Here is a 25187-nt window from a genome sequence, read left to right on the forward strand (position 1 = left end):
CCACGTTTTTCTAAAATTTTTTCAACTCATTAATTATAGCATATAACCATCTTGCTTCAACATTTTTAGCTGAAATTACAAATTATAATATCATTTTTTATATTTTTTTATCAATAGCATAATAATACTTACATCTATCTATATATCTATTCATGTATCATATTATAATTTTCCAGTAAATTAATAGCTTCAATTATATCTTCAACTTGTGTATCAGACAATTCTATCGAACTGTCTTCAATATTAAATAGTCTATTAAACATCACTATATATGCATCGGCCACAGTTTGTGAATTGCTATTAAAATATGTCTGAAAATGAATTGGATGCATCACAGCATTGTGTAATTTCATCGTTTCTACAATAACTTCAACGATATTCGGACTATTGTTCTCATAGTATGCTTTAACTTCACCAACAACTTCAGACATGAATGATGAATGGACCATCGTGTTTAAATTCGAAATATTGACTCTAGTATCAATATTAAGCTTAGAAAATTTAACTTCACCCTTAAAGTTTGATAACAATAAATACTCTATCATCATACTGCTAATTACAGGATGTATTTCATTATATTCTAACAGCTGAACAAAGCTCAACTGAAAACGGAAATCTTCAGATTCTATTAATTCCATGATCAATTCCAGTTGCTTATTGTAATCATTATCTTTAAAAGTCTGTATAAACTTTAAATGTGCATCATTTCTTTTATTCAACTGATGATTCGCCTCATCATAAAAAGGCATAAGCGACACTATCAGTTTGTGATCAACATCTTCACTACGCAGCCCTTCAATTAACTCAATCACCGTTTTATATTGTTTCAATTTTAATAAACTTTCTATAAAATATGGAACAATTGTTGAATATGCGTAATGACCTTGATTAAGCAATATACTAGATTCTTCACGTAATTCAAGGAAACTCTCTAACTGATAAAGACAATCCAGTTTTATAAGATGCTCGTCTTCAGTTAACTCGAAATGCTTTTCATAATCATTGAATAAATCATATGCTGTTTCATAATCTGCACGCTTCATTGCTGCTTTTATCTGTTTCATTAAATTTCCTTGCAACTTCGGAAAGATAATAATATCAGACATACTAATGACCTACATTATATATAGATTCTATTATAATGCGTGACCATGATTCATATTCAGCACCCTGCATTAAAGTATTTTCCGGTTTCCATTCTATCTTTAAAGTATCTGTTTCATTCACATAAACTTCAGACGCCTTAACCTTTAGTTTAAATACTAAACCGATATGTACACGGCCTACTTCATTGTCATCATCGTTAATAAAACCGATTAAATTTAAATTTAGTGGGTTAACATCTTTAACGCCTACTTCTTCTTCTAATTCACGTGCAGCATTATCTAGTAACACCCCTTCAATCTGAGTATCATCTAGCTGATTCATATGACCGCCGATACCAATTGAGCTTAATCCATGAAGACGCGCTTCACCACCACCTGTTAAACGTTCATATACTAATATCTCATCGTTTTCATTTTCGAGGATACAATATGAAATCAATTGTTTATATGAAGGATCCTCTTCCATATCACCACGACGTTTCACTTCGTATTTAGATAGTGTTTCATAAATTTCTAACGCCTTTTGATCTTCTATAGAAATAAAGCCATTAAAATGATTTTTCTCATGATTAAAGATGGTTTCACGATTCACCACTATTATTTGTTCATCAAATTTATTCATACAATACTCCTTAAATCTGTCTTAGTTAAATTTTAACCAAATTTCTATGCTAACTCAAATATATTTATTCCTATTATAATGAGATAACATTTCGAAACGATTACTAAACTCACAAATGTTGATTATATCTGAATTCATACAAAGTTGCAAAATTGAGCACAATGACGCGTCATGATAAAATTAATATATTGACGAAAGGAGAAGAATAATGAGTATCCAACAATTTAAACAAGCATTAAATGATAGTAAAAAAATCGTTTTCTTCGGAGGAGCTGGCGTATCAACTGAAAGTGGCATACCAGACTTCAGATCTGCTAATGGAATATTTATGCAGGAAACTAATTCAGAATTTTCACCTGAACAAATTATTTCTCATTCATTCTTTAAACGATACCCTAAACAATACTTTGATTTTCACTTCGATAAATTAGTATATGCTGATGCACAACCGAACCTTGCACATACTTTCCTCCGAACACTTGAAGATAGCGGTAAAGACGTAACTGTCGTCACTCAAAATATCGATGGATTACACCAACTCGCAGGTTCATCAAAAGTGCTTGAATTACACGGGACACTGATCAATAACTATTGCTTAGCATGCAACGAAAATTATTCACTAGAAGATCTTATTCTGGATGAGCAAGGTATACCAAGATGTCCTAAAGATGGTGGCATCGTACGTCCTGACATCGTTATGTATGAAGAAGCGCTAGATGCTAATACGATAGAAAGTGCAATTCAGGCAATCAGTTCAGCAGATATGCTGATCGTTGCCGGAACTTCTCTTTCAGTTTATCCAGCAGCTGGGTTTGTAGATTTGTTTCATGGCAAATATCTCGTTGTAATCAATAAAATACCACTGAGATCTGTAAGAGAAGATGCCATCGTTTTTGAAGACAGTATCAGTAATGTATTTAAAAAAATACAAAAAGAAAACCGCTAAATGAATTAGCGGTTTTTTAGCGTCCTGGGAGGGATTCGAACCCCCGACCGACGGCTTAGAAGGCCGTTGCTCTATCCAGCTGAGCTACCAGGACTTAATTTTTTAAGACAAGATTAATTATAATCAATTTCAGACTATAAAGTCAATAACATTTAGTAAGGAAATTAATTTATAACCATAATAAATAAAGTATATTTACACATTTATTCTAATATAACAACAAAAATTAAGATAGCATCACTGTTATCTTAATTTTTATCGTTCAATTGACACTCTAAAAAATTAATATCTCTTTACCAACAATCTCATGCTGCTGATTAAAGAAAGTAACCATTTGATCACTTTCATCAAAAGTTAAAACAGCATATGTTTCTTCTTCCTGACTTCTTGACTGTGCGATAGAGCCTGGATTAATGCATACTACACCTTCAACGACTTCAACACGCTTTACATGCAGGTGACCATACAAAGCGATTTGACAATCTGCATCACGTGCAACACTAGCCAAACGTTCACGTCCATTACCAACTTGATAAAGATGTCCATGCGTTAAAAATGCATTAATATCATCTTGCTGTAATTCAAATGTATCATGAAAATCCTTTCCGTAATCACAGTTTCCTTTTATTTTAATATAAGGCTTTAATTCAACATCATTATAATCAAATTCTGAATCACCAAGATGAATATAGACATCTGCATCATCATGAATTGATACAATATCGGTTAATATATTTTTCATGGAATGATTATCACTCACAACAACCCATTTCATCATTACGCCTCCTCAATTATTCCAGATTCCAGCATTTTTTGTATTGCTTTACCTCTATGTGAGATTTGTGCTTTTTCTTCTCCAGTCATTTCTGCTGTCGTCTTACCTTTGCTTTCAACATAAAATATCGGATCATAACCAAATCCATTTTCACCTTTAGGTTCATGTAGTAATTCTCCTTCTACTTCGCCTCGGAAGGTGCGTGTCTCTTTGCCGGGTATACTGACTGCAATCACACATACAAATCTTGCCTGACGTTCATCTATATCCTGCATATTTTTAAGCACAAGCTCAAGATTCTTCTCATCAGTAGCATCTTCCCCTGAATAACGCGCTGAATACACGCCAGGTGCATTATCAAGTGCATCAACTTCTAATCCTGAGTCATCACTAATAACAATTTTATTTAACACTTTTGCTCCGTATTCTGACTTCAACGCAGCATTTTCTTCAAATGTTGTTCCCGTTTCTTCTACATCGAAGTCTGGAATCAAACTTTTTATACCTACAACATTATAGTCTTTAAAGATATGTTTAAAATCATTGATTTTGCCTTGATTACCAGTTGCGATTACGATATCTTTCATATATCCTCCAAATGTATTGATTGTATTTTTAAGTTTTCATCGTTTAACCATTCTTTAGCGATACGGGCGAATTTCTCAGTTGGCCCATTAACATAAAATTCATGATGTGGCGTTTCATTATATTTCGCATGTTCCTGACTAAATGTAAGTAATGCACTTACTTCCCTCGCCGTTTCTAATCCAGATGAAATTACTTTCTTTTCACCTTCAAAATACTTTTCAATATAATCCTGTAATAACGGATAATGTGTACATCCTAAGATGACTGTATCACTCTTATCATGACGCCAATCGCGCAATGTTTTATGAATGACGATATTCGATATTGTAGGATCTTTATATCTTACCTGCTCAACTAATGGCACAAAGTCCGGACAACTTACACCATTGACTTCTATTTTAGGATTGATGGATTTTATCTTATCACGATACGCTTCTGACTTAACTGTCCCCTCAGTACCTAGTACAAGCACATGATTGTTTGTTGTCGTCATGATTGCAGTACGTGCGCCTGGTTCTATTACACCGATTACAGGTATAGAAAGCATTTTCTGCAATGGTTCTAAAGCCACAGCAGTCGCTGTATTACATGCAATTACGAGCATTTTTATATGTTTCGTTAATAGAAATTCAGCAAGTTGAATGGTAAAATCTTTAACTTGCTCAGGAGGTCTTGGTCCATAAGGACAACGACTGACATCACCTAAATAACAAATTGATTCATTTGGCAGCTGACGCATAATTTCTTTAGCCACTGTCAAACCACCTACGCCAGAATCAATTACACCAATTGGAGCTGACACTACTTTCCACCTTCTTCTGTTGCACTGTACAACTTATGTATTTGTTCCTTAAATATTGGTATTGTATCAATCATACTCTCTTCTACAATCTTCTTCAAAAATTTTTGTCTTTTAATGATAACCGCTTCGATTACCGATTCACCTTTTTCAGTAAGTTGAATACTTACTTTACGTTTATCATCAGTTTGTTTAACACGCTCTGCAAATCCATTGTTACTAAGCGCATCAACAAGTTCGGAAGTGGATGAAACTGCTAAATTCATGTGTTTTGCTAGTGTTCCGATATTTAAGGGACTTGCTTCTTTAATCCACTGAATTGCAATAAACTGCGTTTCTGTAATTTCGTGTTTTTTCAATTCACTACGGCCTTCATTTTTTATAATTTCAGCTAGCCATCTTAACTCATATTCTAATGTGACGATTGATTGATCCACTGCGCTACACCTCTATTCACCTTTAAACTTATCATATCAAATAATGTACAAATAAAAAAAGGTTTTGAGAATTAAGGGAACTGACCCCATTTAGTGAGACAAAATAAAAAAGCACTCTTGTTGAATTCATATTAAAATGAATTTGATAGGAGTGTTTTTATTATGAAAAGAGTTTCATATTCAAGTGATGTTAAATGGAAATGTGTTCAACTCAAAGCCGCTGGCTTAAGTACAAAAGAAATAATGGATGAATTAAATATTAGAAATAAAACCCAAGTTGAAACATGGTGGAGATGGTACAGAAATGGAGAAACACATCGATTCGATCAACAAGTTGGAAAACAATATAGTTATTCTAAGGGAATTCAAGAACTCGATGAGATTGAACAATTAAAATTAGAAATAAGAAGGAAAGATGCGGAGTTAGATGTCTTAAAAAAGTACAAGGAATTACAAAGGAGTTGGTACCAGAGATTGTAGTAGAATTGGTTGAATCATTAAGAAGTGAATATGGCTTAGAAATATTGTTATCTGCACTACAAGTAGCACGTTCAACATTTTACAGATGGAGAAATCATGCTTCTAATAGAAATTATCATCTCGAGAAAAAGATTGGGCAAATATGCAAAGATAATAATTTTACCTACGGTTATCGAAAAATTTGTAACATAATTAATCGTGATTCTGAACAGCCAATAAATCATAAGCGTGTTCAAAGAATAATGCAAAAAAATAATTGGAATTGCAGAGCTAGAGCTAAAAAGGAACAAAAATTGGGCAAGCCATACTATATTACAGATAATATCTTAAATCGCAATTTTAAAACCGATAAACCTTTAACAAAGTTGGTAACAGACATAACATATTTACCATTTGGTAATACAATGCTTTATTTATCATCGATTATGGATTTATATAATGGGGAAATCATCGCTTACACAATAAACGATAAACAAGACACGAAGTTTGTTTTAGATACACTAAATCAAATAGAACTCCCGAAGGGATGCATCTTACATAGCGACCAAGGAAGTGTTTATAGCTCTAAAGATTATTATGATGAATGCAAAGAAAAAGACATTATCAGATCAATGTCGCGAAAAGCGACACCTGCTGATAATGCCTGTATTGAATGTTTCCATTCCTCGCTAAAGTCTGAAACATTCTATTTAAACAGTGAGCGAAATAGCTCTAATTACATTGTAAAAGAAATTGTAAAGAAATACATCAAGAATTATAATGAAAATAGAATTCAACAAAAATTAGGCTACTTATCTCCGATAGAATATCGAAAACAAGCAGCCTAATTGAGATGCTTTTTTGTTATGTCTCAAATTAAGGGTTCAGCACCTAAGAATCTCAAAACCTTTTATAAGGGCAAAACGCAAGTTCGATAGCCTCTTTTCTGAAACGGCATCTCACTTTCAGCCCTCTCGACAAAAACGTAAATACCCTAAAATCAAAGATCGATTTCTTGTGTTTGTTTCCAGTTTACTTGAGACTTAACGCTTTGTAGATAGCCTCTTAGTTTACCTGATGATCTGAACCAAAGAACGATTTGAACATCTGGAATGTTGCTTCACGGTTCATCGCAGCGATTGACGTTGTTAAAGGAATGCCTTTTGGACAGCTTCTGACACAGTTTTGTGAGTTACCACATTCTGCTAATCCGCCTTCTTCCATTAACGCATGGAGTCTTTCATCCTTATTCATGCTACCTGTTGGATGTAGGTTGAATAAACGTACTTGTGAAATAGCTTGTGCACCCATAAATTTCGAATTAGCATTCACGTTCGGACATACTTCTAAACATACACCACATGTCATACATTTTGATAACTCGTATGCTGTCTGACGTTTCTTCTCTGGCATACGTGGTCCTGGTCCTAAGTCATATGTCCCATCAATTGGAACCCATGCTTTAACACGTTTTAAGTTATCGAACATTTTCGTACGATCAACTTGTAAGTCACGAATAACAGGGAATGTTGCCATAGGTGCTAAACGAATTGGTTGCTCTAATGTATCAATAATTGTTGAACAAGATTGACGTGCTTTTCCGTTGACTACCATTGAACATGCGCCACAAACTTCTTCAAGACAGTTCATATCCCATGTTACAGGTGTCGTTTTTTCACCACGTTCATTTACTGGATTACGTTGAATTTCCATCAACGCAGCAATAACGTTCATATTTGGACGGTAAGGAATCACAAATGTTTCATCATAAGGCTTAGAATTTTGATCTTTTTGACGTGTAATAATCAGTTTAATCGTTTTTTCTGCCATGATTATTTACCTCCTTTTGACTTCTTAGAATAGTCACGTACACGTGGTGGGATTAAGCTAACATCAACTGGCTCATAGTAGAATTCAGGTGCTTCTTTAGCGCCTTTAAACTTAGCCATCGTTGTTTTTAACCACTCTTCGTCATTACGTTCAGGGAATTCAGGTTTGTAATGTGCACCACGTGATTCATTACGATTATACGCACCAATTGTCATAACGCGTGCTAACACTAACATGTTCCATAATTGACGTGTAAAGAATACTGCCTGGTTACTCCATAACGCAGTGTCTTCCATATCAATATCATGGTAACGTTCCATTAATTCTATAATTTTCTTATCTGTTTCTAATAATCGGTCGTTATGACGTACAACTGTTACGTTTGCCGTCATAATTTCACCAAGTTCTTTATGCAGTTTATATGCATTCTCAGAACCTTTCATATTTAATAAACCATCGAAACGTTGTTGCTCTTCTTCAACTTTACGTGTATAAATATCATCCGGTAAATCTGTATATGATTTATCTAGCGCTTTAATATATTTAATAGCATTTGGACCTGCTACCATACCGCCGTATATTGCAGATAATAAAGAGTTCGCACCTAGACGGTTACCACCGTGTTGAGAGTAATCACATTCACCTGCTGCAAATAATCCTGGAATGTTCGTCATCTGATCGTAATCTACCCAGATTCCACCCATTGAATAATGCACTGCAGGGAAAATCTTCATCGGCACTTTACGAGGGTCATCACCAGTGAATTTTTCGTAAATTTCGATGATTCCACCTAATTTAACGTCTAATTCATGTGCATCTTTATGACTTAAATCAAGGTATACCATGTTCTCACCATTGATACCTAATTTTTGGTTCACACATACGTCAAAGATTTCACGCGTTGCGATATCACGAGGTACTAAGTTACCATAGTCAGGATATTTCTCTTCTAAGAAGTACCAAGGTTTACCGTCTTTATAAGTCCAAACACGACCACCTTCACCACGTGCTGATTCACTCATTAAACGTAATTTATCATCACCAGGAATTGCTGTCGGGTGAATTTGAATGAATTCACCATTGGCATAGATTGCACCTTGTTGATAGACAACAGAAGCTGCAGATCCTGTATTAATCATAGAGTTTGTAGACTTACCAAAGATAATACCAGGACCACCAGTCGCCATAATAACTGCATCTGAACCAAATGATTTAATTTCAGAAGTTGTTAAGTTTTGAGCAACGATACCACGTGCAGCGCCTTCGTCATCAATAACTGCGCCCAAGAATTCCCATCCTTCATACTTCGTAACTAAACCTTCGACTTCAAATTTACGTACCTGCTCGTCTAATGCATATAATAATTGTTGTCCTGTTGTCGCACCAGCAAATGCTGTACGGTGATATAACGTTCCACCGAAACGACGGAAATCAAGTAATCCTTCGGGTGTTCTGTTGAACATAACACCCATACGGTCTAATAAATGGATGATACCAGGCGCTGCTGCTGTCATCGCTTTAACAGGTGGTTGGTTTGCTAAGAAATCTCCACCATATACTGTATCATCAAAGTGAATTAAAGGTGAGTCACCTTCGCCTTTCGTATTTACTGCACCATTAATACCGCCTTGTGCACACACTGAGTGAGAACGTTTAACGGGTACTAATGAGAAAAGATCAACACTTGTACCTGCCTCTGCTGCTTTAATTGTTGCCATTAATCCGGCTAATCCACCGCCGACAACAATGATATTACTTTTTGCCATTATATTGTCACTCCCTTAAATTTCTTATCCTACATAAATGCAAATAACGCGCGTAATCCGATGAAAGTAATGACTAAAAATGCACCTAATGACACATAAGCCATAATTTTTTGTGAACGATCTGACTGTGTGATACCCCAACTTACTGCAAATGACCATAATCCATTTGAGAAGTGGAAGATAACACTTACAATACCAATAACGTATCCAATAACATTAATCGGACTATTGAATAAATCAGCCATCATATCGTAATTAATGTGATGTCCTAATGCTGCCTGAACACGTGTTTGCCAAACGTGAATCGCGATAAAGATAAAAGCGATAATACCTGTAATACGTTGTAACAAGAACATCCAGTTTCTAAACGTCGAATAATGTGTCACATTATTTTTAGAAGTAAATGCGATATACACACCATAGATTGCATGGAATAAAATTGGTAAATAAATAACAAGTGTTTCTAATACAATCTTAAATGGTAAATTCCACATAAAGTCTGAAGCATTATTAAAAGCTTCCGGACTGTTTACTGCAAAGTGGTTGATCACTAAGTGCTGAATTAAGAATACACCTAATGGAATCACACCAAGTAAAGAATGTAACCTACGTAATGCAAATGATTTTTCTGAGCTTGCCAAGTGAAGTCCCCCCTACACATCTTTTTAAGTAAATTCACAAATTCAATAATACGCCTGTTCAAACGGTAAATCAAGAAACCGATTACAATTTCGTATAAAAAAAAGTTTGTGAAATTTAATTTTCATCATCATTGTACCACTCTTTAACGTTCTGTGGGGTATGAAAATGATTCTCAATTAAGTAATTTCACAAACATTTTAATTTAATATTATTCTTTATTATTCACTGTGATGTTCAACGTTTTCCTGCTCTGAATTTAAAGTATTGTGTATTTCTGTCGCTAGTTTAATAGGCACTCCGATTTGATTTATTTCTTCAATGGATGCTTCTTTTATACGACGCACTGAACCGAAATGTTTCATTAGCATTAGTTTTCTCTTTGGACCTATACCTTCAATCGCATCTAGTTGTGAAGATAAACCTGTTTTTCTACGTGTGTTTCTATGGAAGGTAATTGCAAAGCGATGGACTTCATCCTGAATACGTTGTAGTAAGTAGAAGCTTTGACTCTTTTTATTTAATGGAATGATATCAAAGTCTTCACCGTATAGTAATTCAGCAGTCATATGTTTGTCATTCTTCTTCAAACCTGCAACTGGAATATCTAGATTTAATTCGTTAACAAGCACATCGATAACACTGCTCATATGCCCTTTACCACCATCGACAACGATTAAGTCTGGTAAGGGTAAATTTTCTCTTAGCACGCGTGAATAACGGCGACGAACGACTTCTCTCATACTTTCATAATCATCTGGTCCTGTTACAGTCTTGATTTTATATTTTCTATAATCCCGTTTACTTGGTTTACCATCAACAAAACATACCATTGCAGCCACTGGATCGACACCTTGAATATTTGAGTTATCAAAGGCTTCAATACGGACCGGTGTTTCAATACCCATTGCATTACCAAGTTCTTCAATCGCTTTTACAGTTCTTTCTTCGTCACGTTCAATGATCTCAAACTTATTTGACAAAGCAATCTTCGCATTTTTAACTGCAAGATCCACCATCTCTTTTTTCTTACCACGCTGAGGTTGAATGACTTTTGTATCTACAACTGACTTAATCATATTTACGTCCAGTCCAGTAGGTACATGCACTTCAGCCGGCAGTAAATTTTCGGCTAAACCATAAAACTGTCCGATAAAATTGTAAAAATGTGACTTTGAATCATCAATCAACGGAATCATCGTCACTTTTCTTTCTATGAGATTACCCTGGCGAATAAAGAATACCTGTATGCACATCCAACCTTTGTCAACCGCATATCCGAAAACGTCTCTAGTTGTCATATCACTCGTCATCATCTTTTGTTTAAACATGAGTGACTCAACATGAGAGATTAAGTCTCGATATTCTTTTGCTTCTTCAAACTGAAGATTTTCAGCACGTTCATTCATTTTTGCACGTAAGTCATCAATAATTGCTGTATCTTGACCATTTAAAAAATCCGTCACAACCTGAATGTAATGTCGATACTGCTGTTCTTCAACATTATATACACATGGTCCTAAACATTGTCCGATATGATAATATAAACATAATTTATCCGGTAGATGATTACATTTACGTAGTGGAATAATACGGTCTAATAATTTTTTAGTTTCATGTGCAGCATAAGCATTGGGATAAGGTCCAAAATATTTACCACTATTTTTTTTTACCGTACGTGTAACTAACAATCTTGGATGTTTCTCGTTCGTAATTTTAATAAAAGGATAACTTTTATCATCCTTTAACAAAATATTAAACCTCGGATAATACTTCTTTATAAGTGTCAATTCTAACAATAGCGATTCAATTTCTGTATTCGTTACGATAAATTCAAAATCTCGTATTTCTGACACGAGACGTGTTGTCTTTTCATCATGTGCACCGGAAAAATACGAGCGTACACGGTTACGTAAATTTTTTGCTTTACCGACATAGATGACTTGGCCATTCTTGTCTTTCATCTGATAACAACCTGGTTCATTCGGCAGCACTGCTAGTTTACGTTTAATATTTAATTCATAATCCTCCATAACATTCACCACATTTCTTTACTTAACACTAGTAAAACACACCAAAATAAAAAGAGCAAAATCAAAAGATTTCACTCTTAAAAATATTATTTTTTAGCTTAATCTTAGTAATGTTTTTCTAAAACAGCTTGTAATTGTTCTTTTGGTTGGAAACCAACAACTTTATCAACTGCTTGACCGTCTTTGAATACGATAAGCGTTGGGATACTCATAACTTCAAATTTAGCAGCAGTTTCCTGGTTCTCATCAACATCAACTTTAACGATGTTTGCTTTACCTTCAACGTCTTTCGCTAAATCTTCTAAAACGGGTGCGATCATTTTACAAGGTCCACACCAAGGTGCCCAGAAGTCTACTAATGTTACACCTTCTTTAATGTTTTCTTCAAAGTTTGTATCAGTTCCTTTAATAATAGCCATAATATAATTTCCTCCTAATATTTCTGATTAATATAAATGGAGTATAGCAAATTAAAATTCGTTGGTCACTACTTTTGCTCACTCTATTATAGTTATACCCTATAATGCAATAAATAAATATATGACACCCGCAATTAACATTAAAATTGATACAACAATCAATACTTTTGCAAGTTTATACATATCAAAGTTATCCAAATCAATCGCCTCACATTGTATTATTTTAACTCTACTACAGTTACACCAAAGCCACCTTCAGAAGGCATTCCACCTCTAAATGATTTCACAGCTTTAGATTTCTTTAAATATTGCTGTACACCTTTTTGCAATGCGCCTGTGCCTTTCCCGTGAATAATCGTCACTTGTTCATAATTTGATAGAATCGCCTGATCTAAATACTGTTCAACTTTATACAATGCATCTTCATAACGTTCACCACGAAGATCCAGTTCCATTTTTATCGTTTGACGATTAGCACGTGGTACAACGCGGTGATTCTCTTGTTTTGGTGGTGCTTCTTTTTCAAGTTCATTTAATGGCAGTTTCATCTTGATAATCCCCATCTGAACTACAGCTTCTTCACCATCAACATCTAAGATAACACCTTTTTGACCATAGCTTAAAACTTTTACATGATCACCTTTTGTAATGACTTCATCTTTAGTCGACTTTTTATTTTGTTTAATCTTTGTTTCGTGATACATACCTGATAATTTTGAACGTTGTTCTATCAACTCATTCTCTTTAATATCCGCATTTGATTTTAGATTACGCAGTTGCTTTAATAAATCATCCGCTTCTTTTTCGGCTTTTTTAACGATATCATTCGCTTGCTGCTTTGCATTTTCAATTAAGTTTTCTTTTTGTTTTTCGTAATTTGAGAAGGCCTTATTTAAATCTTTGTGTAAGTTCTGAGCTTCAATCTTTAATGTTTCAGTCAGCGCTCTATCATCTTCAATTTGCTTTGCATTCTTCTCTAATGAGGCAATCATATTATCGATTTCTTTATTATCCATATTGATCATTTGACGTGCTTCTTTGATAATTGAAAGATCAAGTCCAAGTTTTTTAGCGATATCGAAAGCGTTACTCTTACCTGGAATACCCATCAACAAACGATACGTCGGACTTAATGTCTCTACATCAAACTCTACACTCGCATTCATAACATGGTCACGGTTGTAACTGTATGCTTTAAGTTCAGGATAATGTGTCGTTGCCATCGTCATAACACCGCGACTTAAACAACGATCAAGTATACTCATCGCAAGTGCTGCTCCTTCAGCAGGATCCGTACCTGCACCCAGTTCGTCAAACATAACAAAGCTTTGCTCAGTCATATTTTCTAATATCGATACAATATTGGTCATATGACTTGAGAATGTTGAAAGTGACTGTTCGATAGACTGTTCATCACCTATATCACAGAATACTTCATCAAAGATACTTATCGTTGCTCCTTCAAATGCAGGAATCATCATACCACTTTGTGCCATTAGAATAACTAGTCCGACAGTCTTTAACGTTACTGTTTTACCACCTGTATTCGGACCGGTTATGATCACCGTGTGGATATCAGGATAGAATACAATATTATTTTTAACAACTGTCTCTTTTGGTAACATCGGATGCCATGCTTGTGGCAAATCGATTGTGCGTTCTTCAGCGATATTAGGCATAACCATCTTATTGCGGTTTCCGTATTTCGCTTTGGCAAGATTGACATCAAAATCAGCTAATACCTTGGTCGAATATGTTAATGCATTATCATACTCTGCTACTTCGTTTGTCAGTTCATAAAGAATACGTTCTACTTCTTCGTTTTCCCTATGTGTTACACTGTTTAATTCTGTTGACAGCTGAACGATACTATTCGGTTCAATATAGAATGTCTGACCACTTGATGATGTATCATGGACGATTCCAGGAAAATCCTGTTTGTATTCGCTTCTCACAGGGATAACTTGTCGACCATTACGAACAGTGACAATTGCATCAGATAATTTCTTTTGATTGTTTGAACTACGCACAATTTGTTCTAATTTTTCTTTGATTTTACGATTGATACGATTCATTTCCTGACGAATTTGAGCAAGTTCTGGGGATGCATTGTCATATAGACTCGTTTCATCACACTTCGCCTGAATAGATTCGGCTAGTTCTGTTATCGTTGGTAATTGTTTTAATTGATTGTAAATGAGAGGAATCTCTAATTCGCGCTCTTCAAATTGATTAAAGATATAAGTTTTGTATCGATTAATGACTTTAATGTTATTTTTAATTTTATTGAGTTCGATTACAGATAAGACCGAACCGATGACAGCACGTCGCACAAGTCCTTCAATATCAGAAAGCATGCTCATACCCGGTTCACTTTGTCCCATCTCTATGACACGGGCTTCTTCCAGGTGCGTCATCATTTCACGTACTTCATCAATGTTTGACGTTGGATGTGTAGCTTGTAAAATATGTGAAGACAGTTCATTTTGAGAAAACTCAACAACACGTTCTATTATTTTATCGTATTCTAAAATATTTAATGCTTTTTTATTCATAAATGTTACTTCCCTTTTGTTACCCATTCTTTAAACGTTGCACGGTCCATCGTATTGATAACCTGATTTTTCTTCACACGACCTTTAATTGCCGTACCTACGCCATAAGGCATTAAATCAAGTTGGTTAATCGCATGTGCATCCGTATTAATGGTTAATTGTAAATCCTGATATTGTCTTAATATATCCGCTGATAAATCTAAGCGCATTGGATGTGCGTTTAGTTCAAGTACTGTATTTGTTTCTTTCGCCATTTGGATCAATTGTTCAATATTCACAGCATACCCGTGTCTTTTACCGATTAATCTTCCAGTTGGGTGTGCAATATGTCTGACATATGGATTTTCGCAGGCATTTTTAAGTCGTTTCATAATATCCTCTTCAGATTGTGTGAGCGATTGATGTATCGCACCGATAACATAGTCGAGTTCTTTTAATATATCATCATTATAATCCATCGAGCCGTCACCTAATATATCCATTTCAATACCTGAATATATGTCTATCTCATTATATTGTTTATTCAAAGACTTAATCAATCCATTTTGCTCAAGCAAACGCTCTTCAGATAAACCATTTGCTACAAATAAACTTTTTGAGTGATCAGTAATTGCGATGTATTCATACCCCTTTTCAATTGCACGTTCAATCATCTGTTCGATAGAATGCGCACCATCGCTGTAAGTCGTATGCATATGAATATCACCCTTAATGTCATTTAAAGTGATAATTTCATCAAGATTTTGAATATCAAATTCTGAACCATCTGTGCGCATTTCGGGCGGAATATAGTTGACATTAAAGTGACGGTAGATTTCATTTTCTGTTGCATATTGAATAAGTGACCCATCTTGTTTTGTAATACCATATTCATTAATCTTTTCATGCTTTGCTTTAGCTAACTGTCTGATACGAATATTATGATCCTTACTGCCAGTGAAATGCTGAAGCATATGTGCATAGCCTATTGTATCTGTATATCTGAAATCCGCTGTCGTCACTAAATCATCACGCTCAATCTGCACCGTAATTTTTTCATTACCTTGAAGCTCAATCTCTTTAATAAATGGTGCTTCACTTATATATTTTGAAACTGCTTTTCTATCAGTTGTATTAATGATGTAATCAATATCACTCGAGAATTCTTTTTTCCTTCTGAAACTTCCCGTTGCATCAAATTGTAATATATCTTTTGACTCAGCGAGATACGCATCAATCATCTGTGTAAATTGATGCATTTGATAAATGCTTAACTTTTCAGTCATCGTAAGCATCTCTTCGATACCTTTTAATATATTTTCTTCACTTTTTTTACCGAATCCCGGCAGTTCACTTATCTTATTATCGATGCATGCCTGCTTCAATTGTTCGATATCATCGATACCCAGTGCATCATTAATCTTCACAATTTTTTTAGCACCTAGATTACGAATTTTCAGCATCTGAATCAATCCTTGCGGGATTGATTCTTTCAAAGTTAATAATAGTGAAGATTCACCGTTCTGCTTGATGTCATCCAGTACTTCAGCTACACCTTTACCAACACCTTTAATTTCTGTGAAATTTTGAAGCGTGTTAATATCTCCCTGAAAAGTTTCGATATTTGCCGCAGCTTTACGATAAGCAGAGATTTTAAATGGATTTTCACCTGATAATTCGAGATACGTAGCAATTGTTTCAAGCTGCTTTATATAATCTTTTTTATTTAACATGTTCATCCTCCATAATAAAAGTCATAGACACTTTTGCCTATGACTTTATTTGAATATTTGAATCAAACCGATATTTTCCCACCATGATTTAGCAATGCCACTTAAGAAAGGTGTATAGTTAACGATAAAGTTAGAAATAAAACTACCTTGTAAATGTTCCTGAATCCAGCCATTTGGCAACATCGAAAATAAAAATAGTACGATGAATAACAGCAGATAACATTCGATAAAACCTAACACCGCACCTAGTGATGCATTTAATTGTTTAAGCAGTGGTAACTGCGAAATATAATCAAAGACTGTTGCAACAATCTGTAAAATCACTTTACTCATAAAGAAAATGATTATAAAACTCACGACATTATAAAATGTCATTTCATTCGTAACCATATTTAAAAATTCAGATTTATAATTACCTTCTGCTGATGGAAAAGGAATGATGAGTACAAGATGTTTTGCAAGTTCTGCATAATACATACGGGCAATAATCAGTGAACCAATCGTCCCCAGTAAATGCAATGATTGTAATATAAAACCTCTTCTTAATCCAATCACAGTACCAAGGATCAAGAAAAATAATAATAATAAATTAATCATTTTGTTCGCCTATTCTTTCTATATTGATTAACTTTTGTTTTAAGATTTCGTACTCTTCTTGTAACTTCACATAATCATCCATTATATTTACCGCCGCCAGCACTGCTTTACGTGAAGTATCAAGTCCAGCGCTCATACGGGCAATTTCATTGATTCGGTCATCTACGAGACTAGCCACGTGTCGGATATGACTCGGCTCATCTTCACCAATAATCGTATAATGTTGGTCATATATTGTTACAGTGATACGATTTTTAAATTCTCCCATAAAATCACTCCAACATCGTCTTTTATTACTGTTTATGTTACCATTTTTAGAGGAAGTTATACAATAAAAACATATAAGTGAAGAAAAAAATACGGAGTGACATATTTATGAGCTCGAATGTTTACCAATTAGATGAAAAATCAGCAAGTAAAATAATCAGTTTACTACCAGAGAGCGATAGCAATTTACCAGCGGGTTCCAAATATCGTAAGAAAATTGAAGGTCATACAGTAACAATTTATAATTCAAATAAATTTATGGTTCAGGGCAGTACCAGTGAAACGCTTGCGATAAAGTTACTTGGAAATGCAGGGATTAAATTGGCTGGCAGTAGTGAATCAAAAAAGAAAGTTGCCGGTAAAACCATAATTTATGATTCGTTTAACTGCATCGGCAGTGACGAAGCAGGATCAGGAGATTTCTTCGGCCCAATGACTGTAGTGGCAAGTTATGTTTCTAAGAAGAATGCAGAAATATTAAAAGTGCTTGGCGTTATGGATTCTAAAAATTTAAAGGATGATAAGATCATTGCACTTGCAGAACAAATCATCCCGATTATCCCTCATTCATTGTTAGTATTAGATAATCCTAAATATAATGAACGAAAAGCGATTGGATGGTCACAAGTTAAGATGAAAGCAGTGTTACATAACCAGGCGATTACGAATGTATTGAAGAAAATTGATGGCGCACCACTCGATTATATAGTGATTGACCAGTTTGCTGTGCAGGGCGTGTATGAGAATTATGCGTTGACTGCAATTCCGGAACGCGAGAAAACCCGCTTCGAAACAAAAGGAGAATCAAAATCAATCGCGATTGCAGCAAGTTCCATTATTGCGAGATACGCTTTTGTTAAGTATTACGATCAGATTATCCGTGAGACTGGAATACACATTACAAAAGGTGCCGGAGCTAAAGTTGATTTAGAAGCAGCAAAGATAATTGAAAGAAAAGGAATTGCTTATTTAGACAGTATTACAAAAAAAGACTTTAAAAATCGCGAGAAAGCATTAAGTTTAGTCAATAAGAAAAAATAGGAGTGAAAATATGATGATGGATTACTTATACATGACGTTAGGGTTATTAGTATTTGTGTATTTATTGTGGTATATCAAAGTGAATCTAATCGATAGACGCAGGAAATGAGATTATCATTGGAGGAAGCGGTTCTATTTTTCTTTTACAGCCGCATCCTTTTTCGTTCGCTGTTCTTTTGTTGAGGAAGCGGCTGTATTTTTCTTTTACAGCTGCATCCTTTTTCGTTCGCTGTTCTTTTGTTGAGGAAGCGGCTGTATTTTTCTTTTACAGCCGCATCCCTTTTAATTCGCTGTTCTTTTGTTGAGTACGCGACTGTATTTTTCTTTTACAGCCGCATCCTTTTTCATTCACTGTACTTTTGTTGAGTACGCGACTGTATTTTTCTTTTACAGCCGCAACCTTTTTCATTCACTGTTCTTTTGTTGAGTACGCGACTGTATTTTTCTTTTACAGCCGCATTGTAATTTATTCTTTCGTTAAAAACTACAAAACATAAAATTCTTCATCATATTTCTTTTTTGTATATTCAATTTCATTTTCTCTAATAAGAAAATCATCAACTTTGTGAGGTAAATATTTACTATCTTTAAAAGTTCCCAATTTGTGATGTTCTTTCCCGAGCACTTCTTTAACTAAAGTCTTACCCACCCCAGTAAATTGAACAACATCTCTAACTGTAACGCCACTATTTTTCAAAACATATATTGCATCAAATGCAAGACGTACAAGCTCTTTCTTAGTCATTTCACAACCACATGTACACTTCACTTTTTTCGCGGTCTTTGGAACGCTTGGTAAAAATTCGCGACATTTCGGACACTTTACACCCTTTTTCATTTCACTAAATGGATAGTAATGTATACGTGGACTTCTTCCTTTATGATCATAGTGGTCAACAAAAATTCGTGCAATTCCCAATTCTTCTGATGTTACTTCACGCTGGTTTAAATTTTCTACAATTCGATTAATGTCTTTATCAAATAATATTCTTTTATCACCATTAAACCCACTTACATTAAATTCTTCACCAACAAAAATTATAAAACTCAATACTTGATAACCAAATCCCATTTTATCTACAAATCGCAATAATCTCATATGTTGTTTTGTTTGCAATGCTATAGGATTATGAATGACATAGCCATTTTCACTTATAAAATTACCATCAACATAATTATATTGTCCTTCATAATATTTCGTATCAAAATGCATAATCTTCCCATTTGATATAATAATAAAATCATACTGTGATTGACCGTTTAATCTAAGTCGCATATCCCACAACTTAGCTCCTCCACTACAATCTTTGATCCGCTCATAAAATTGTTCTTCACCAAGCAACCCTTTCTCAGAAGTAAATAAATTTTCTTTATCAAAATCATCCATTTCAAAACGTCCAGCAACTTCTAAAATATAACGCTCATATTGATTTAAAATCCGTGTCTTCAAAAACAAAGCTTTCACCTCATTTAACATATGTTAACACAAAATAAATATACAACATCCTTCTTAAAAAACACAATAAAAAGAGGCCATCGTAAATGATGACCTCTTAACAAATATTATCCTCTTAACTTAGCACCTGTTGCCGTTAAGTTTTCTAATACTTTGTCATAAATCGGTTTGATATCTTCATCTGTTAAGGTTTGTTCAGGATTTAAGAACTCTAAACGTATTGCCACAGATTTCTTGTCCGAAGCAATATGTTCGCCTTCATAAACATCAAATACTTTTGCTGATTGCAGTAACTTACTATCAGCTGCTTCAATCACTTTAATTAATTCACCAGTATCTAATGAACGCTCAACTTCTAATGCAATATCTCTATTTGTTCCAGGGAACTTCGGAATCATGTTATAGATAATCTGACCTTGAACATCATTTAATAAAGCTTTTAAATCAAGTTCAAAAATATACGTTTCTTTTAGGTCGTTATCTGATTCAAATGAAGGATGCAATTGTCCAATGATACCAACCTTTTTATCATCGACAAATATATCAGCACTACGTCCAGGGTGTAATAAAGTCTCATCAGAACGACGATATTCAAACTTAATACCTAAACGTTCACTGATTGCTTCAACAATTCCTTTTACATGGAAGAAATCAACGGTTTCTTTTTTACCTTGATGATAACTTGGCGTTACTTCTCCTGTGATAATACCCGCAATATGCTCCTCTTCAGATGGTAATTCTTCACCTTCAACTTTAAAGAACGTGTTTCCTACTTCATAAAATGCCACATTCTTCATTTGACGAGCATTATTATAAATGACAACATCAACTAAATGTGGAATTAATGACTGACGTAATTCAGCATGATCAGCACTCATCGGCATAAGTAACTTAACAGTATCTGCTTGTTTCAATGCAAACTGTTGTGCCTTTTCTTTTGAAACTAATGCATACGTAATTGCTTGATTTAACCCTAAACCTTGTAATAATGATTTCACAGCACGACGTTTCGCCTGATAATCTGTAAGTCCAACTTGTTTATTCGTCTTTGTCACAGGTAATGTTGCTGGCAAAGCATCATAACCATAAATACGAGCAACCTCTTCAACTAAATCTTCTTTAATTGTGATATCGCCTCGACGACTTGGTACAACAACGCTAAATGCATCGCCATCCACTTTAGATTCAAAGCCAAGACGCTCAAAAATATTTTTAATTTCAGTGGTTGAAATTTCGAATCCGATTAAACGGTTAATATCTTCCGTTGTAATTTCTACATTTCTTGTTAATGCAGGTAATGTGCCAGCTGATACGATACCGCTTAATACTTCACCTTGCGCATTTTCCTGTAAGAGATAAGCTGCACGGTTTAACGCATCTTCAACAAATTCAGCTGCTACACCTTTTTCAAAGCGGCTTGAAGATTCAGAGCGTAAGTTTAAGCGACCAGCTGTTTTACGAATATTAAGTGGTGCAAACATCGCTGATTCGATTAACACGTTCACTGTATTATCAGTAACTTCTGAGAAATCTCCACCCATCACACCGGCTAATGCTACTGGTTTTTCACCGTTCGTAATTACAATATCTGATGATAATAATTTACGTTCCTGATCATCTAACGTCGTCATCACTTCATCATCATTAGCATAACGCACTAAAATTTCTTTAGAGCCGATCTGGTCGTAATCAAACATATGTAAAGGTTGACCAAATTCAAGCATCACATAGTTTGATACATCCACGACATTATTAATCGGACGAATACCTGCTTTAATTAAACGACTTTGAATGTATTCTGGAGATGGTCCTATTTTTACATTTTTGACAATACGTGCTGCATAATAAGGACTCGCCTGCACGTTATCAATATGAATAGAAATGTAATCACTTGCTGCTTCCGTAACTTCATTAATTTCAGAAATCGGGAATGATAAGTCTTCTTCATATAATGCACTTGTTTCAAATGCTGTACCAATCATAGACATACAGTCACTACGATTTGGTGTAAGACCTAGTTCCATCACCTCATCGTTTAAATCCAATGCTTCCAAAGCATCCTGTCCAGGTTTAACATCACCTGTAAATACATAGATACCTTCAGAATATGCATCCGGCACTAAGTTTGAAGGTATACCTAGTTCACCTAATGAACAAATCATACCGTTTGATTCAATGCCACGTAATTTTGCTTTTTTAATTTTAATGCCACCTGGTAAACGCCCACCCGGTAAACAAACGATGACATGCTGTCCTGCATCAACGTTTGGTGCACCACATACGATTTGTAATGTTTCCTCACCAACATTAACCTGGCATACATTTAATTTGTCAGCATCAGGATGTTTCTCTTTTGACTCGACATAACCGACAACTAAATTTTTAATATCCTTTTTGTAATCAATAATTTCTTCAATTTCAATACCGCTTCGCGTAATTTTCTCAGCAAGCTCTTCTACCGGTAAATCAACTTTAACGTAGTCACTTAACCATTCTTTACTTACTAACATCAACATTACCTCCATCTTCAGCACGTAAGAACTGTGTTACAAATCGTAAATCATTTGTATAGAAATGACGAATATCTTCAATACCATATTTCAACATCGCGATACGGTCAGGACCCATTCCAAATGCGAAACCAGAGTATTTCTTAGAATCAAATCCTGCCATCTCTAATACGTTCGGATGCACCATACCCGCACCTAAAATCTCAATCCAGCCTGTTCCTTTACATACGTTACAACCTTTACCTTTACATTTGAAACAAGAAATATCCACTTCTACTGAAGGCTCAGTAAATGGGAAAAAGCTTGGACGTAAACGGATTTCACGATCTTCACCGAACATCTTCTTGGCGAAGTATTCTAACGTTCCTTTTAAATCACTCATTTTAATATTCTCATCAACAACTAAACCTTCGATTTGTGTAAACTGATGTGAATGCGTAGCATCATCTGAATCACGACGGTATACTTTACCCGGACAAATAATCTTTACTGGTCCTTCACCCTTACGTGATTCTAACGTTCGAGCTTGAACAGGAGACGTGTGTGTACGCATTAATACTTCTTCAGAAATATAGAAACTATCCTGCATATCACGCGCCGGGTGAGATTTCGGTAAGTTTAAAGCTTCAAAGTTATAATAATCACTTTCTACTTCATATCCTTCAACAACTTCATATCCTAAACCAACAAATAAATCCTCAATATCTTCAATAATTCGATTTAATGGATGACTCGCACCGCTTGTTAATTCTTTTCGAGGCAACGTGATATCAACTGTTTCACTTGCTAATTTACGATTAATTAAATCACGTTGTATCTTTTCTTCAACTTCAGCAATCGCTTTTTCAACCGTTTGACGTGCATCGTTTACTAGTTGACCAAACATGGGTTTCTCTTCATTGGGCAATGACTTCATTTCTTTCATTAAACTAGTGATGACACCTTTTTTACCTAAGTAAGATACTTTAATATCCTGTAATTCTTTTTTCTCAGAAATCGACTGTACTTTTTGAACAGCTTCTTCTTTCAATGCTTGTAATTTATCCTTTAACTCCATCATGATGCCTCCTTAAATTTTTAGAAACAAAAAAATCCTTCCCATCCCTGAATAAGGGACGAAAAGAATTCCGCGGTACCACCCAAATTTGCACAAATGTGCACACTTGTTGATGATAACGGTATCTACCGGCTTAACTTCTTATTAAGCAACCAAAAAGATGAAAAAATATGTATCGATGACTATCTCTCACCAAACGATAGTTCTCTGAACACTTCCACATATTACGTCTTTTTATCGGTTCTTTATTTCATTAATACTTATTATAATCAATAAAAAAATTATATTCAACCTATAAATCATTGCGTTTATCACGCTTTTCCAAATCTCGTATGCGGTGTTCTAGTTCATTAATCTTTTTATAACGTCGAGAAAAATATATGAGAAGTGAAATAATACCTATAAACATTAGAAATGGAGCTAAAGTAAATAATAACGTACCCCATTCTACACTTGTAGACGCGTTAAATAGTAGCAGGAAGTTATAAATGTTCTCCATGTATTTTATACAGCTCCTTTTCTTCTTCTGTTTCATAAGAATTATTACCAAACACAAGATTTATCATCACTACAAAAAAGATAATCTCGTGTGTAAAAGCTACTTTACCTTGATGGTATCGATAAAAACTCCAGAAAATGATAAAACTAAATCCAATAACCAGAATGAGGATTCTAATTACCCAATTGATATTTTTGAAATTAGCACGTTTAATTTCAAAGGGCAATTGAATGACTTTCATCATTATCACGGCCAGAGTAAATAACAGAGAAAACTTGAAATCGTCTAACGAACTCAAACGATCTTGTTCTTTAATCGGCAAATCGTAATATGCATCTGACTGTATAAAAGTATCATTAAAAAAGAAGACATAGATTAAAAAAAATGCAAGCGGAATAAATGTTAGTACAGAAATATAAAGTCTTTGGTTACGATATTGCTTAACACCCATCTTGTATTTTGTATCGAAGAGGGTGGCGAAGTAAAATGCTAGTTCTCTTTTTAATTGTGTGATCATTATGTTTCACCTTCCATAAATTCATCATTTCCAATCCATAAAAACTGAGACAATATTAAAATACCAAAAGTTGATCTCATTAATTCAGGTTGTCTGTTCAGAAATAATATGAGGTTTACTACAATATAAATTAGATATAATATCAGTAAATACAAAATTGGCTTTCTCCAATTTTTGTCTCGTGCATTATAACGATGTATTTCATTTGATAGTTGAATGATATGAATCAACAGAAAAAATAAGCCAGCAAAGACAACATAAAATATGCCTTGATTCATTTTATACTGCTCATATGCCTTATCTTCCATTTTTATTAATTCATTGAAAGAGAGCTCATCATAAAATTTAATAAATAAAAAGTATGCCGGAATTGCGAGTATTAGAATAATAATTAAACAGATCGTATTTTGTTTCTTATATCTAGCTTTAGTTACACTAGTATCAAAATCAAAAAAATGTTTAAAGTAAAATTGTATCTCTTCCTTCATTCACACCAACTCCTTATACCAATAATAACATTTTATTACAATTTATTTTATCCATTTTGTTACAATTAA

Annotated in this window: 24 protein-coding genes, 1 tRNA gene and 1 other annotated feature; of the genes, 3 read left to right on the forward strand and 22 right to left on the reverse strand. The window is 34.4% G+C overall.

Annotation, left to right across the window (positions count from 1 at the left end; translation table 11 throughout):
• Positions 1 to 146: 146 nt before the first annotated feature.
• Positions 147 to 1106, reverse strand: a complete 960-nt coding sequence (locus HT586_RS08385) for a hypothetical protein (protein ID WP_096076233.1) — start codon at positions 1104 to 1106, stop codon at positions 147 to 149.
• Position 1107: 1 nt separating this feature from the next.
• Positions 1108 to 1728, reverse strand: coding sequence for an NUDIX domain-containing protein (locus HT586_RS08390; protein ID WP_096076232.1), 621 nt, complete (start codon positions 1726 to 1728; stop codon positions 1108 to 1110).
• A 208-nt stretch (positions 1729 to 1936) separates the two neighbouring features.
• Between HT586_RS08390 and HT586_RS08395 the strand changes: the two genes are divergently transcribed.
• Positions 1937 to 2674 carry an NAD-dependent protein deacylase gene (locus HT586_RS08395; protein WP_133353388.1) on the forward strand — a complete coding sequence of 246 codons (738 nt, stop codon included), beginning with the start codon at positions 1937 to 1939 and terminating at the stop codon, positions 2672 to 2674.
• Between the two features lie 20 nt (positions 2675 to 2694).
• On the opposite strand, the gene HT586_RS08400 is transcribed toward HT586_RS08395, so the two are convergent.
• The 5 genes from HT586_RS08400 to HT586_RS08420 all read right to left on the reverse strand — a co-directional run bounded on the left by HT586_RS08400 (position 2695) and on the right by HT586_RS08420 (position 5273).
• Positions 2695 to 2768, reverse strand: a tRNA-Arg gene (locus tag HT586_RS08400).
• A gap of 180 nt (positions 2769 to 2948) precedes the next feature.
• Positions 2949 to 3452: a YfcE family phosphodiesterase gene (locus tag HT586_RS08405; RefSeq protein ID WP_203545581.1), complete on the reverse strand. Its 504-nt coding sequence runs from the start codon at positions 3450 to 3452 to the stop codon at positions 2949 to 2951.
• Positions 3452 to 4036 (reverse strand): XTP/dITP diphosphatase, encoded by a 585-nt coding sequence (locus tag HT586_RS08410; RefSeq protein WP_203545582.1) that lies wholly within the window; start codon positions 4034 to 4036, stop codon positions 3452 to 3454. The genes HT586_RS08405 and HT586_RS08410 overlap by 1 nt, the downstream gene beginning before the upstream one ends.
• The gene (gene racE / locus HT586_RS08415; protein ID WP_133353406.1) at positions 4033 to 4839 is read right to left on the reverse strand and encodes a glutamate racemase; all 807 of its coding nucleotides are present in this window, start codon (positions 4837 to 4839) and stop codon (positions 4033 to 4035) included. Before racE ends, HT586_RS08410 begins: the two co-directional genes overlap by 4 nt.
• A complete protein-coding gene (locus tag HT586_RS08420; protein ID WP_133353407.1) occupies positions 4839 to 5273 on the reverse strand; it encodes a MarR family winged helix-turn-helix transcriptional regulator in 435 nt (144 codons plus the stop codon). The genes racE and HT586_RS08420 overlap by 1 nt, the downstream gene beginning before the upstream one ends.
• A 159-nt stretch (positions 5274 to 5432) precedes the next feature.
• Here HT586_RS08420 and HT586_RS08425 point away from each other — a divergent pair.
• Positions 5433 to 6580, forward strand: a protein-coding gene (locus tag HT586_RS08425) for an IS3 family transposase (protein WP_203546551.1) whose coding sequence is annotated in 2 segments (ribosomal slippage) — positions 5433 to 5703 and positions 5703 to 6580 — 1149 coding nt in all. Because the reading frame shifts where the segments join, the coding sequence is not laid out codon by codon here.
• 217 nt (positions 6581 to 6797) lie between these two features.
• Here the strand turns inward: HT586_RS08425 and sdhB are convergent.
• From sdhB to zapA, 9 genes are all read right to left on the reverse strand, one after another.
• Positions 6798 to 7562, reverse strand: coding sequence for a succinate dehydrogenase iron-sulfur subunit (gene sdhB / locus HT586_RS08430; protein WP_096076225.1), 765 nt, complete (start codon positions 7560 to 7562; stop codon positions 6798 to 6800).
• 2 nt (positions 7563 to 7564) lie between these two features.
• On the reverse strand, positions 7565 to 9328 hold the full coding sequence (gene sdhA, locus HT586_RS08435) for a succinate dehydrogenase flavoprotein subunit (protein ID WP_203545583.1): 1764 nt from the start codon (positions 9326 to 9328) through the stop codon (positions 7565 to 7567).
• Between the two features lie 29 nt (positions 9329 to 9357).
• Positions 9358 to 9969, reverse strand: coding sequence for a succinate dehydrogenase cytochrome b558 subunit (locus tag HT586_RS08440; protein ID WP_096076223.1), 612 nt, complete (start codon positions 9967 to 9969; stop codon positions 9358 to 9360).
• Between the two features lie 219 nt (positions 9970 to 10188).
• A complete protein-coding gene (gene uvrC, locus HT586_RS08445; protein ID WP_096076222.1) occupies positions 10189 to 12000 on the reverse strand; it encodes an excinuclease ABC subunit UvrC in 1812 nt (603 codons plus the stop codon).
• 104 nt (positions 12001 to 12104) lie between these two features.
• Complete coding sequence (gene trxA / locus HT586_RS08450; RefSeq protein WP_096076221.1) at positions 12105 to 12419, reverse strand: thioredoxin; 315 nt, start codon at positions 12417 to 12419, stop codon at positions 12105 to 12107.
• Positions 12420 to 12637: 218 nt separating this feature from the next.
• Complete coding sequence (locus HT586_RS08455) at positions 12638 to 14974, reverse strand: endonuclease MutS2 (RefSeq protein WP_203545584.1); 2337 nt, start codon at positions 14972 to 14974, stop codon at positions 12638 to 12640.
• Between the two features lie 5 nt (positions 14975 to 14979).
• Positions 14980 to 16686: a DNA polymerase/3'-5' exonuclease PolX gene (gene polX / locus HT586_RS08460; protein WP_238999216.1), complete on the reverse strand. Its 1707-nt coding sequence runs from the start codon at positions 16684 to 16686 to the stop codon at positions 14980 to 14982.
• A 45-nt stretch (positions 16687 to 16731) separates the two neighbouring features.
• Positions 16732 to 17283: a CvpA family protein gene (locus tag HT586_RS08465; protein WP_133353410.1), complete on the reverse strand. Its 552-nt coding sequence runs from the start codon at positions 17281 to 17283 to the stop codon at positions 16732 to 16734.
• A complete protein-coding gene (zapA, locus tag HT586_RS08470; protein WP_096076217.1) occupies positions 17276 to 17551 on the reverse strand; it encodes a cell division protein ZapA in 276 nt (91 codons plus the stop codon). The genes HT586_RS08465 and zapA overlap by 8 nt, the downstream gene beginning before the upstream one ends.
• A 107-nt stretch (positions 17552 to 17658) precedes the next feature.
• Here zapA and rnhC point away from each other — a divergent pair, with 107 nt between their 5' ends.
• Positions 17659 to 18591 carry a ribonuclease HIII gene (gene rnhC, locus HT586_RS08475; protein ID WP_188017656.1) on the forward strand — a complete coding sequence of 311 codons (933 nt, stop codon included), beginning with the start codon at positions 17659 to 17661 and terminating at the stop codon, positions 18589 to 18591.
• 484 nt (positions 18592 to 19075) lie between these two features.
• Here the strand turns inward: rnhC and HT586_RS08480 are convergent, their stop codons facing one another.
• The 6 genes from HT586_RS08480 to HT586_RS08505 all read right to left on the reverse strand — a co-directional run bounded on the left by HT586_RS08480 (position 19076) and on the right by HT586_RS08505 (position 25118).
• Positions 19076 to 20068: a nuclease-related domain-containing protein gene (locus tag HT586_RS08480; protein WP_203545586.1), complete on the reverse strand. Its 993-nt coding sequence runs from the start codon at positions 20066 to 20068 to the stop codon at positions 19076 to 19078.
• A gap of 86 nt (positions 20069 to 20154) precedes the next feature.
• On the reverse strand, positions 20155 to 22557 hold the full coding sequence (pheT, locus tag HT586_RS08485; RefSeq protein WP_203545587.1) for a phenylalanine--tRNA ligase subunit beta: 2403 nt from the start codon (positions 22555 to 22557) through the stop codon (positions 20155 to 20157).
• Positions 22544 to 23614: a phenylalanine--tRNA ligase subunit alpha gene (gene pheS, locus HT586_RS08490; RefSeq protein WP_203546567.1), complete on the reverse strand. Its 1071-nt coding sequence runs from the start codon at positions 23612 to 23614 to the stop codon at positions 22544 to 22546. The genes pheT and pheS overlap by 14 nt, the downstream gene beginning before the upstream one ends.
• Before the next feature lie 51 nt (positions 23615 to 23665).
• Positions 23666 to 23861: a binding site (T-box leader), on the reverse strand.
• Positions 23862 to 23906: 45 nt separating this feature from the next.
• Positions 23907 to 24113, reverse strand: a complete 207-nt coding sequence (locus HT586_RS08495) for a hypothetical protein (RefSeq protein WP_133353413.1) — start codon at positions 24111 to 24113, stop codon at positions 23907 to 23909.
• Complete coding sequence (locus tag HT586_RS08500; protein ID WP_203545588.1) at positions 24097 to 24630, reverse strand: hypothetical protein; 534 nt, start codon at positions 24628 to 24630, stop codon at positions 24097 to 24099. The genes HT586_RS08495 and HT586_RS08500 overlap by 17 nt, the downstream gene beginning before the upstream one ends.
• Positions 24630 to 25118, reverse strand: coding sequence for a hypothetical protein (locus HT586_RS08505; protein ID WP_203545589.1), 489 nt, complete (start codon positions 25116 to 25118; stop codon positions 24630 to 24632). The genes HT586_RS08500 and HT586_RS08505 overlap by 1 nt, the downstream gene beginning before the upstream one ends.
• Positions 25119 to 25187: the final 69 nt, after the last annotated feature.

Source organism: Macrococcoides bohemicum (genome assembly GCF_016865215.1).
GTDB lineage: Bacteria > Bacillota > Bacilli > Staphylococcales > Staphylococcaceae > Macrococcoides > Macrococcoides bohemicum.

Coding starts and splice junctions, on each gene's coding strand:
- HT586_RS08385 (WP_096076233.1), bottom strand. CDS start 1,106: ATGTCTGATATTATTATCTTTCCGAAGTTGCAAGGAAATTTAATGAAA.
- HT586_RS08390 (WP_096076232.1), bottom strand. CDS start 1,728: ATGAATAAATTTGATGAACAAATAATAGTGGTGAATCGTGAAACCATC.
- HT586_RS08395 (WP_133353388.1), top strand. CDS start 1,937: ATGAGTATCCAACAATTTAAACAAGCATTAAATGATAGTAAAAAAATC.
- HT586_RS08405 (WP_203545581.1), bottom strand. CDS start 3,452: ATGATGAAATGGGTTGTTGTGAGTGATAATCATTCCATGAAAAATATA.
- HT586_RS08410 (WP_203545582.1), bottom strand. CDS start 4,036: ATGAAAGATATCGTAATCGCAACTGGTAATCAAGGCAAAATCAATGAT.
- sdhB (WP_096076225.1), bottom strand. CDS start 7,562: ATGGCAGAAAAAACGATTAAACTGATTATTACACGTCAAAAAGATCAA.
- sdhA (WP_203545583.1), bottom strand. CDS start 9,328: ATGGCAAAAAGTAATATCATTGTTGTCGGCGGTGGATTAGCCGGATTA.
- uvrC (WP_096076222.1), bottom strand. CDS start 12,000: ATGGAGGATTATGAATTAAATATTAAACGTAAACTAGCAGTGCTGCCG.
- trxA (WP_096076221.1), bottom strand. CDS start 12,419: ATGGCTATTATTAAAGGAACTGATACAAACTTTGAAGAAAACATTAAA.
- HT586_RS08455 (WP_203545584.1), bottom strand. CDS start 14,974: ATGAATAAAAAAGCATTAAATATTTTAGAATACGATAAAATAATAGAA.
- polX (WP_238999216.1), bottom strand. CDS start 16,686: ATGTTAAATAAAAAAGATTATATAAAGCAGCTTGAAACAATTGCTACG.
- HT586_RS08465 (WP_133353410.1), bottom strand. CDS start 17,283: ATGATTAATTTATTATTATTATTTTTCTTGATCCTTGGTACTGTGATT.
- zapA (WP_096076217.1), bottom strand. CDS start 17,551: ATGGGAGAATTTAAAAATCGTATCACTGTAACAATATATGACCAACAT.
- rnhC (WP_188017656.1), top strand. CDS start 17,659: ATGAGCTCGAATGTTTACCAATTAGATGAAAAATCAGCAAGTAAAATA.
- HT586_RS08480 (WP_203545586.1), bottom strand. CDS start 20,068: ATGTTAAATGAGGTGAAAGCTTTGTTTTTGAAGACACGGATTTTAAAT.
- pheT (WP_203545587.1), bottom strand. CDS start 22,557: ATGTTAGTAAGTAAAGAATGGTTAAGTGACTACGTTAAAGTTGATTTA.
- pheS (WP_203546567.1), bottom strand. CDS start 23,614: ATGGAGTTAAAGGATAAATTACAAGCATTGAAAGAAGAAGCTGTTCAA.
- HT586_RS08495 (WP_133353413.1), bottom strand. CDS start 24,113: ATGGAGAACATTTATAACTTCCTGCTACTATTTAACGCGTCTACAAGT.
- HT586_RS08500 (WP_203545588.1), bottom strand. CDS start 24,630: ATGATCACACAATTAAAAAGAGAACTAGCATTTTACTTCGCCACCCTC.
- HT586_RS08505 (WP_203545589.1), bottom strand. CDS start 25,118: ATGAAGGAAGAGATACAATTTTACTTTAAACATTTTTTTGATTTTGAT.